The organism is Thermococcus sp. GR6, assembly GCF_012027415.1.
In the GTDB taxonomy this organism is placed as follows: Archaea; Methanobacteriota_B; Thermococci; order Thermococcales; family Thermococcaceae; genus Thermococcus; species Thermococcus onnurineus.
This window is the reverse complement of the sequence record NZ_SNUM01000004.1, coordinates 1-489: the sequence shown is the minus strand read 5'-3', so window position 1 is coordinate 489 and position 489 is coordinate 1. Positions and strand designations below refer to the sequence as shown.

The window sequence follows — 489 nt, the reverse complement described above, 5'->3', positions numbered from 1 at the left end:
AAGACAAGCCAAACAAAGCTCTTCTTTTCCTACAGCTTTTTTCAGTCCATCTACACTAAGATATGCCAGAGTATCCGCGTTTATGGCTTTTTTAACTCTATCAATGCTCCCAAATGCTGCTATTAACTCATGCCTAGTTGGAATGTCTATCCCCATATAGCAAGGATGTTTTATCGGTGGAGATGCTATTCTCACATGAACCTCCTTCGCCCCAGCTTTCCTTAACATTACCACAATTCTTCTCATTGTGGTCCCTCTAACTATAGAATCATCAATAAGAACTACACGTTTTCCACTGACAATCTCCCTGACAGGAGAAAGCTTTAGTTTTACTTTAAGTTCTCTATAAAACTGACCAGGCATTATGAAAGTTCTACCTATGTAACGGTTCTTTATTAATCCCTCAGCGTAAGGTATTCCACTTGTCTGAGAAAACCCTAGTGCAGCGGCCCTTCCTGAATCAGGCACGGGTATGACGACATCTGCATT

1 protein-coding gene is annotated in these 489 nt (G+C 41.1%); it reads right to left on the bottom strand.

Annotated elements, in window-relative coordinates:
• A partial coding sequence (locus E3E32_RS10020; RefSeq protein ID WP_255453219.1) for an amidophosphoribosyltransferase occupies positions 1-489 on the bottom strand: 489 nt, incomplete at both ends.